At 71.0% G+C, this 9,141-nt stretch carries 7 protein-coding genes; 2 read left to right on the top strand and 5 right to left on the bottom strand.

Annotation, left to right across the window (positions count from 1 at the left end; all coding sequences use genetic code 11):
- Positions 1-94: 94 nt before the first annotated feature.
- On the bottom strand, positions 95-1,366 hold the full coding sequence (locus tag HNV26_RS35805) for a hypothetical protein (RefSeq protein ID WP_253817363.1): 1,272 nt from the start codon (positions 1,364-1,366) through the stop codon (positions 95-97).
- 671 nt (positions 1,367-2,037) lie between these two features.
- On the opposite strand from HNV26_RS35805, the gene HNV26_RS35800 reads away from it, so the two are divergent.
- Positions 2,038-2,307, top strand: coding sequence for an HU family DNA-binding protein (locus HNV26_RS35800; protein ID WP_002635502.1), 270 nt, complete (start codon positions 2,038-2,040; stop codon positions 2,305-2,307).
- 66 nt (positions 2,308-2,373) lie between these two features.
- On the opposite strand, the gene HNV26_RS35795 is transcribed toward HNV26_RS35800, so the two are convergent.
- Complete coding sequence (locus tag HNV26_RS35795) at positions 2,374-3,336, bottom strand: M23 family metallopeptidase (RefSeq protein ID WP_171443337.1); 963 nt, start codon at positions 3,334-3,336, stop codon at positions 2,374-2,376.
- Positions 3,337-3,436: 100 nt separating this feature from the next.
- Positions 3,437-4,462, bottom strand: coding sequence for a low-specificity L-threonine aldolase (gene ltaE, locus HNV26_RS35790; protein WP_171443338.1), 1,026 nt, complete (start codon positions 4,460-4,462; stop codon positions 3,437-3,439).
- 68 nt (positions 4,463-4,530) lie between these two features.
- Here ltaE and nth point away from each other — a divergent pair, with 68 nt between their 5' ends.
- Positions 4,531-5,247 (top strand): endonuclease III, encoded by a 717-nt coding sequence (nth, locus tag HNV26_RS35785; protein ID WP_366817098.1) that lies wholly within the window; start codon positions 4,531-4,533, stop codon positions 5,245-5,247.
- On the opposite strand, the gene def is transcribed toward nth, so the two are convergent.
- Together def and HNV26_RS35775 are read right to left on the bottom strand one after the other, a co-directional pair.
- Positions 5,201-5,734 (bottom strand): peptide deformylase, encoded by a 534-nt coding sequence (gene def, locus HNV26_RS35780; RefSeq protein WP_090484493.1) that lies wholly within the window; start codon positions 5,732-5,734, stop codon positions 5,201-5,203. The genes nth and def overlap by 47 nt on opposite strands.
- 89 nt (positions 5,735-5,823) lie before the next feature.
- A complete protein-coding gene (locus HNV26_RS35775) occupies positions 5,824-9,111 on the bottom strand; it encodes a DnaJ domain-containing protein (RefSeq protein WP_253817362.1) in 3,288 nt (1,095 codons plus the stop codon).
- Positions 9,112-9,141: the final 30 nt, after the last annotated feature.

Genomic DNA, 9,141 nt, shown 5'->3' with positions numbered 1-9,141 from the left:
CCTCCCGCCCCGGTGGAAGAGGAGCCTCGCGAGCCGGAGCGCTCCGTCCCCTGAGCATCCCGCGGGATGAAGCAACCCTTGCTGTCGTGCCGGTTCACTTCGGGCTGGCGTGGACACAGCGCGCCGACAGGCCTCGCGTGTCCTCGGAGCGGAATTTCTTCAAGTGCACCTGCGTGGCGCCCTCGCACTCCGCATGGACGAACCCCGTCTCCAGGCCACTCGCGGAGAGGGATTCCACACGCAGCTCGCCGTTTCCCAGAGCGCCCAGCGCCGTCCCCGCCCCTTGAATGTCCACGTTGGCGGCGTTCATGCGCGCCAGGGTGTCCGTCAGCAGGCCCACGTACCCACAGGTCTCCAGCTTCGCGCCCCGCAGTGACACGCGGGCATTCTGCGCCGCGAGGACACACGCCCCCTGTGCATCGCGCACCACGACGCCCTCCACATCCGCTTCGACCTGACGCAGGTGCAGGCCATCCCCGGTGACACCGTCCGCCGTGTGCACCCGGCGGATGTCCGCGTCACGGAGCCGCAGCTTCCCACGCAGCGCCATCACCCCGTATTCGGCGGCGCCGTCCACCCGAACGCCCTGGACGTCCAGGTCCCCGCCCGAGAACTGAAGCCCGCCATAGGCGCCGCTGTCCCGCACCACGATGTCCCGGAGCCGGACGCGTGACATCAGCAGTCCCATGCCGGCCCGAATGGCCCGCACCGACGTGAAGCGGTGCACGTCGAGCCTGCGTGCCTGCATGGCGGACACGCCGTACTCGTGCCCCGTCACGGAGACCTCATCCAGGATGAGGGTGCCGTCCATCACCGAGAAAGCCGCCGCCTGCCCACCTTCCGCGGTGGAGCGCCGCACCTCGGCGTACGCACCGTCCACGCCGACCGCTGTCGCGGCCCCCGTGAACTGGAGGTCCTCCAGCGTGGCCCGCACGTCCCCGCCGCGCAGCCGCACGGCTCGACGGTAGGGGCCGGTGAAGGTGCTCCCTCGGATGTGCGCCTCCACGATGGCTCCGGCACGGCTCGGGCCTTCCTGCTGCGCTCCAGCCCCCGCGTCGGCCTCGCGGTCCTGAGGGAGGTGCATGGAGCCGTCCGTGTTCGACAGCACCTCGGGCTTGGACGAGGCGCCGCGCGGCGCCGATTGCGCGCCGCCCTCCGGAGGCGGGGCCCGTCCGCTTTCCAGCAACACCCCCACCCTGGCCGCTGGCGCCGCCTCGAACCGGCTGTCCTCCACTTCCAGCCGCCCGGCCTCCACACGCACCGCTCCCGTCACCTGCCCGCGGAAGCCCACTCGCGCCAGCCGGACATGGCCGCCGTCCGTGACCTCCACCCCCCAGAGCCCACCCTGGACGACCAAGTCTGACAATTCAACACCTCCACCCACCTGAATGACCGTGCGAGCAGCTCCCTCCGCTTGCAGCACCACCCCCGGTCCCTGCCCCTCCACCCGAACTCCGGGTGGGATCAGGAACGGGCCTGTGTAGCGCCCAGGGGCTACCCGCACGGTCAGGACTCCGGGCCGCGCCAGTGCCTCGCCGAGCCGGCGCAGCGGGCGCTCACGCGAGCCGTCACCAGGCTCCGCGCCAGCCGCGTCCACCCAGAGGGTGCCGGGGGCCAGGGACGACGCGGCTGGTTGCGCCTCGCGATGCGGAGGGCTCCGACAGGCACTGGCGAGCAGCAGGATCAAGATCAGGAAGGTTCGAAAGCGCACGCAAGCGAGCATCCTAGCGCCTTCCCACCAGAGCTCATGCGAGCGCGATCAGAGCCCCTTCGCAAGCGATCAATATTCCAAAGACTTTCTTCAAAACACGATCACACACAGCTTTTTTTCCAATTCACCGTGGATGGGTCGCGATGATGTATCGGAAGCGACTCTCCACGCTCTTCCTACGCCCGGTGTTTCAGAGGGCCAACTTTTCGTCTGGAGGCCGATTTTCCGGCTCCAAACCGCGGCCGGCATTGACAGGGAAAAGAGCGATTTGTTACCACCAGCCGGGTTAAAGCACTTCAAGGCCAGACAACGGACGGAGGGGCGTAATGACCAAGGCAGAACTCGTCGAGGTGGTGGCGGCGCAGACACGTCTCACCAAGAAGTCGGCGGCGCAGATCCTCGACATCGTCTTCACCAATATCGGTAAGGCGGTGAAGAAGGACGCCCGCTTCAGCTATCCCGGCTTTGGAACCTGGTCGGTTCGGTCGCGCAAGGCTCGCAAGATTCGCAACCCCCAGACCAACGAGATGATGAAGCTCAAGGCGTCGAAGACGATCGGCTTCCGGCCCGCCAAGGAGTTGAAGAACTCCCTCTAGGCCATCGCCGAGGGACTTCGCGCAGGGGCGCTCACCCGAAAGGGGGCGCCCCTGTTGCATTGCGGGCTAGCGGCTGACGGGCCCCCGTGCCACCGACGGCACGGGCTCCGGAGGCGGCTCCGCGTCCCCCAGCGCATCCAGCGGGTCCATGGGCTGGCCGTCACGCCACAGCTCGAAGTGGAGGTGGACGCCGGTGGCCAGCCCTGTCTCCCCGGCCAGCCCCACGGCGTTGCCTCGCTCCAGTACCTCGCCAGGGTCCACCAGCACGCGAGACAGGTGGCTGTAGCGCGTCACCCAGCGTCCCTCATGCTGGACCTCCACCTGGAGGCCATGGTCGCCATTGTGGCCCGCGCGCAGCACCACGCCCTTGTCCGCCGTGTAGATGGGCTGGCCCTGCGTCGCGGCCAGGTCGACGCCCAGGTGGCGCCGGTGCACGCCTGTCACGGGGTGCCAGCGGTAACCGAAGAGGCTGGTGACGGACACCGGATCCACCGGCCAGGAGAAGCGCGGAAGCGCCTCCTCGGCCGGCTCGGGCGGCTGCTCCAGGCGGCGCAGCTCGGCGGTGCGCACCGCCAGTCGGCCCACGCGCAGCACCACCGCCTCGGCCAGCGGGGCCGGCATGTCGCCATAGGTGAAGCCGTCCCGCTCCAGTTCGGCCTCCAGGACGCTCTGGGCCTGCAGCAAATCACCCGAGCCGACGCGCGGCGCCGCGGGACGCGACAGGAAGCCGTCCAATGCGAAGGTCACCTGCTCCCAATTCTCCACCTGGGCGGCGGGCATCGTCCCGCCTCGCGCCACCTGCTGACGAAGGTCCTGTGCTCGCGACGCGAAGGCGGCGAGCACGGCATGCAGCTCCGGAGCCGTCTCCGGCGCGGGCGGTCGCACTCGAAGGGGCGCGGGCGCTGCATCGGGCGCGCGTGATTGCGAAGCCGAGGTGGCGTAGAGCTCCTCGAAACTCATCTTCGGCTCCGCGCCACGGGTAGCGCAGGCACAAGCTGTGGCGAAGGCGAGGAGGCTGAGGCGGCGCACGGCGGTGCGAGCCTACCATGGCCCGCCCGGAGCGCTCCTTCCCCACCCCGTGTGCGCGCCCAGGGATGTCCACGGACGCGCGTTTCACCCAAGGCTGTGCTCAACCCACGGCGCGGCGGATGCGCTGCAGGGCTTCATCGATGTCGGCAGCGGACACATCCAGGTGGGTGACGAGGCGCAGCGTCCGAGGAGCACCCGCGGGGTTCGTCAGGACCCCGTGCTGCTCCAGTCGCGCCACGATCTCCAGAGCGGACCGGGAGAACTCCGCGAAGACCATGTTGGTCTCCACCCGCGAGGCGTCCACCTTCACGCCGGGCAGCTCCGCCAGCCCCGCGGCCAGCCTGCGGGCGTTCGCATGGTCATCCGCCAGCCGCTCGACATGGTGCTCCAGTGCATGCAGCGCGGCCGCCGCCAGGATGCCTGCCTGCCGCATGCCACCGCCCAGCCGCTTGCGCAGCCGGCGCGCCTCACGAATGACGTCCGCGCGCCCCGCCAGGGCCGAGCCCACCGGAGCGCCCAGGCCCTTCGAGAAACACACGGACGTCGTGTCCGTCAGCGCGGCCCAGGCGGACACCGGCACGCTCAGGGCGACACCGGCGTTGAAGAGCCTGGCTCCATCCAGGTGGACGGCCAGCCCCGCCTTGCGCGCCGCTTCCACGACGGCTCGGAAGCGCTCCACCGGCCATACCGAACCCCCACCCCGGTTGTGCGTGTTCTCCAGCGACAGCAGGCGCGTACGCGGGTTGTGGATGTTGTCCTCGCGCACGGCCGCGCTCACGTCCTCCGGCGACAGCAGACCGCGCTGTCCTGGCAGCGGCTGCGGCTGCACGCCCCACAAGGCGGGCACCGCGCCCCCTTCGTAGTGGAGGATGTGGCTGCCTGCTTCGGTGAGCACCTCGTCGCCCGCCCGGCAATGCGCGCCGATGGCCAATTGGTTCGCCTGCGTCCCCGAGGGCACGAAGACGGCGGCCTCCAAGCCGAGCCGCTCGGCCACCCGTGCCTCCAGACGGAGCACGGTGGGGTCTTCGCCATAAACGTCATCCCCCACTTCGGCTTCGGCGATGGCGCGCCGCATGGCGGCCGTGGGCTGGGTGACGGTGTCGGAACGGAAGTCGATGCGCTTCATGAATCTCCCCGAATGGGTGCGTCCAACCGGTGCTTGGGCTCGCAGCCGGTGTGACATACAACGGCGCCGTGCCTGGACGTGAGACAGTCGCCGAGAAGCGAAAGCGCGCGTTGCTGGTGATGGACCGCCTGGCCGCGGACATGCCGGATGCCCGCATCGAGCTGGACTATCGGACGCCCCTGGAGTTGCTGGTGGCCGTCATCCTCTCCGCGCAGTGCACGGACAAGCGCGTCAACATGGTGACGCCGGCCCTCTTCCAGCGCTTCCCCGACGCCCAGGCCTATGCGGAAGCAGAACCGTCGGACGTGGAGCCCTTCATCCGCACCTGCGGCTTGTACCGCGCCAAGGCGAAGAACATCGTCGCGGCCGCCCGGTCGCTGGTGCAGGAGCACGCCGGGCAGGTTCCCTTGAAGCGGGACGCGCTGGAGAAGCTGCCAGGCGTGGGCCGCAAGACGGCGGGCGTGGTGTGCATCCACCTGGGCGGCGACGTGGCCTTCCCCGTGGACACGCATGTGAAGCGGCTCGCCTACCGGCTCGGGTTCACCACGAAGGCGGACCCGGACAAGGTGGAAGCCGACATGCAGGCGGTGCTGCCGCCCGAGCGGTGGACCCTGGGCCACCAGCTCCTGGTGTGGCACGGGCGGCGGACCTGCTTTGCCCGCTCGCCCGCGTGTGAGCGCTGCGTCGTCGCGGACCTGTGCCCGAAGAAGGGCGTGAAGGTCCAGAAGGACGCCGGCGCTACGGAGACGCCGGCGCGCTCACCTCGCGCTCGCGCGAAGTCTTGAGGCGCTTCATCCGCTTGCGGATGAACTCGCGCTTCAGGGACGAGATGTGGTCCACGAAGACGGTGCCGTTGAGGTGGTCCGTCTCGTGCTGCACCGCGATGGACAGAAGCCCGTCACAGCGCAGCGTCTGCTCCTGACCGTCCGGATCCAGGAACTTCACGGTGACCACGGCGGCCCGGTCGACATCCGCGGCCTCGCCAGGGATGGACAGGCAACCCTCGTTGTAGGTCGTGTCGCCTTCCATGGCGATGATCTCCGGGTTGATCATCGCAATGGGCTTCAGCTCCGGCTGGCTGTGCGTGGTGTCCAGCACGATGACGCGCTGGAGCACGCCGATTTGCGGGGCGGCCAGGCCCACGCCTTCAGCGGAGTACATCGTTTCGAACATGTCCTTCACCAGCGTGCGGGTGGAGTCATCCACCTTCGCCACCGGCTTGGCCTTCTGTTTCAGGACAGGGTCGGGCCAGATGAGGATCTCACGGACCATGGACGCCGTCTTAATCTCACCGGAGCGGACGGGCAACCGCTCCGGGTGGGCCGCCCTGCACTCCCGGGAGGCCGTCCGTCCGACGGGCGTCAGTCGAGCAGGCTCCGGGCGTACTCCGCGCGCAGCCGGTCGTCCCCCAGGGCCTGGGCGGCCTCGGCGAGCACGGTGCGAATCTGCTGCGCACGGTGCTGGAGCGCCGGGTCGGGGTGCCCCGCGAAGCGCAGCGGGTGGAACTCGGCGGCCAGCAGCTCGTAGGCGCGTTTGACCTCCTCGCCCCCCGCCGAGCGGGCCAGCCCCAGCACCGCGAAGTAGTCCGCGTCCTGAATCTCCTCGAACTTGGCATCCAGGCGCCGCACATCCAGCTCCGGAGGCAGGTCGCCCGCGTCTTCATCCGTGGCGGGTTCCAGCGAGACGAGCCCCAGCGTCCGCGCCACCGCGAGCGACTTCAAGGCCGAGTCCTGCGGCAGCCCCGCGCCCAGGAGCAGCGCCTCCAGCGTGTGCTCTCCGTCCACCTGGGACAGGAGCTGGAGGTCCCGTGAAGGCAGGCCGAAGTCATCCGGGGCCAGGTGGATGTCGCCGCGGGTGACGCGCGCGCGCAGGCTCCCGGCGGCCTCCAGCAGGGATTCGGAGGTGAGGGTGTTGCGCAGGGCCTCGGCCAACAGGTGCAGCGGCGGACGCGTGGCGGCGGCGAGCGCCACCTCATGCGGCGCGGGCTCCGGCACCAGGCGGTAGAGCGTCGAGGGCTCCGCCAGCGCGTCCAGGAAGACCTGCTCGGTGTAGCGCTGGACCAGGGGCACGGCTTCGGACTCCCGCAGGTAGCCCCGGCCCCGCAGTGCATCCAGCAGCGCGGCCGTGGTGGCGCTGCGCACCAGCCGCAGCTCGCCTTCCTGCCGCGCGTCGATGAGCCCGTCCGCGCGGGCCCGGTCGACCAACGACTCCCCCTGCGCGGAGGAGACGGCCCCCACAAGTGCCCCGTCCCGCAGCCAGAGGACGCGCAGGGCGTTCATCACCTTCAGCTCCAACCGCATCTCCATGCGGGCTTCGCAGAGCCGGAGCACCAGCTTCGTCAGGCCATCCTGGGTGACGCTGCCACTGCGGGCCACGGCCAGCTCGGGTCTGCCGGGAGGTGCTTCCAGGGGCAGCATGGATGCCCGGGCCTGGGCGGCGGCTTCCTCCGCGTCTCGGAGCGCGCGCTCCTCCAGCTCCAGGCGCTCGCGCTCGGAGCGAGCCCGCTGTTCGGCGGACTCGGTGCGCAGTGCCTCCAGGGACTGCTCGAGGGACTCGCGTGCTTCACGCTCTTTCGCCAGGTTCTCTCGGGCCTGCTGGTGCTCCAGGCGGAGCGCGGCGAGTTCCTCGGAGATTCGGGTGTTCTCCGCGAGGAGCCGGGACTCGGACTCGCTGCGGGCGCGGGACTCTTCTTCGAGCCGGGACTCCAGCGTCGTGCGCTGCGTTGCCTCCGCGTCCAGGCGGACTTCGAGGGCCGTTCGGTGGCGGCCTTCAGCCTTCGCGCGGGCGATCGCTTCGGCTTCGGCCTGGGCGGATTGCTGGACGCGAGCTTCGGCCTCGGCACGGCGCTTCGCCTCGGCTTCGGCGCGGGCTTCCGCCGCCTCGGCGGACCTCAGGGCGGCTTCGGCGCGGGCTTCCGCTTCGCGCCGGGCCTGGGACTCGGCTTCAGCCTCGGCGGCGGCGGTGACGCGGTGTTCTTCTTCCGTTCGGGCGCGTGCCTTCTCGGCGGCGAGGGACGCTCCTTCTCGCCGGGCCTGTGCTTCTGCTTCGGCGCGCTGCTGGGCCTCCTGCTCGGCGCGAGCTTCCGCCTCGGCACGGACCTGCGCTTCGCGCTCGGCGCGGGCTTCGGCTTCGGCGCGGGCCCGCGCTTCACGTTCGGCTCGGGCTTCGGCTTCCGCGCGGCGCTCCGCCTCCGCGGTGGCCTGTGCTTCCGCCTTCTCGCGAGCCTGGGTCTCCGCCTTCGCGAGCACCTCTGCTTCGGCGCGCAACGTGGCCTCGTGCTCAGCGCGGGCCTCGGCTGCGGCTCGCGCCTCGGCCTCGATCTGCGCGCGGGCTTCAGCTTCGCGTCGCGCGACGGCCTCGCTCTCGGCTCGGGCCTCCGCGGCTTGCCGTACGGCGGCATCACTCTCGACTCGGGCCTCGGCTTCCTTCAGCGCAGCGGTCGCGCGCTCAGCGCGGGCTTCGGCCTCAAGTCGTGCAGCGGCGTCTTGCACCGCTCGGGCTTCGGCCTCCACCCGGGCCGCGGCCTCGATGTCAGCCTGGGTCTCCGCGTTCGCACGGGCCTCCGCTTCTTGCTGAGCCCTGGCTTCCGCCTTCTCCGCGCGGGCCTCTGCGTTCGCACGGGCCTCCGCTTCCTGTCCGGCGCGCGCATCAGACTCGGAGGTGACGCGGGCTTCCGCCGCCTGGCGAGCCAACGCCTCGGCTTCAGCACGCGCTTCAGCATCCACGCGCGCCGTTGCCTCAGCCTCGGCGCGGGCCTCGGCCTCGGCGCGCGCCGCGGCTTCAATCTCGGCCCGGGCCTCGGCCTCGGCACGCGCCGTGGCGATGGACTCCAGACGCGCTTCGGCATCCACGCGGGCCGCGGATTCAATCTCGGCTCGGGCCTCGGCCTCGGCCAGCGCCGTGGCCACGGACTCCACACGGGCGCCCGCACCGAGCTCCGCCTGCACTCGCGCCTCGGCGTCTGCCAGGGCCCGAGCAATCAGTTCCGATTGCGCTTCCGCCTCCGCCAACGCACGCGCCGCCAGCTCCGCGCGAGCCTCTGCCTCCGCCAACGCACGCGCCGCCAGCTCCGCGCGAGCCTCTGCCTCCGCCTGTGCACGCGTCGCCAGTTCCGCGCGGGCCTCTACTTCCTCAAGGGCTCGCGACAGGCTCTGCGCACGCGTGTCCGCTTCGAGTCGCGCCTGGGCTTCCACCTCGGCGCGGGCCTCCGCGGCCTCGCGGGCTCGGGCCTCCGCGTCGATGCGCGCTTCCGACACCGCGGTCAGGTCCTCGGCGGACTCGACCCGGCGCTCCGCGGCCTGACGCGCCTTGGACTCCGACTCGGCGCGGGCCTCCGAAACGACTCGCCCCGCGGCCTCCGACTCCAGGCGCGCTTCGAGCGCCTGCAATGCCTGCGTGCTCGCCGCGGCGCGAAGCTCCGCTGCCTCACGGGCCTGCGTCTCGGCCTCCGCGCGGGCCTCCGCGTCGATGGCCCGCAGCTCCGCCTCCGCGCAGGCCTCCTCGAACCGGCGGACCTGGGCCTCGACCTCGGCGGTGAGCGTCTCCGCTTCCTCGCGGAGCCGGACTTGCGCTTCCAGCTCCTCGCGCAGCGCCGAGAGGTCGCCCGTCTCCTGCGCGGCGCCCGCCAGGGCCGCCCTGGCGGCGACCATGGACGAAGGCGACTCCCGCTGACGGAGCCC

It is taken from the genome of Myxococcus xanthus, from assembly GCF_013116825.1.
In the GTDB taxonomy this organism is placed as follows: Bacteria; Myxococcota; Myxococcia; order Myxococcales; family Myxococcaceae; genus Myxococcus; species Myxococcus xanthus_B.
Note: the sequence above shows the minus strand (reverse complement) of the source record. Positions and strands in the feature narration are given on the sequence as shown.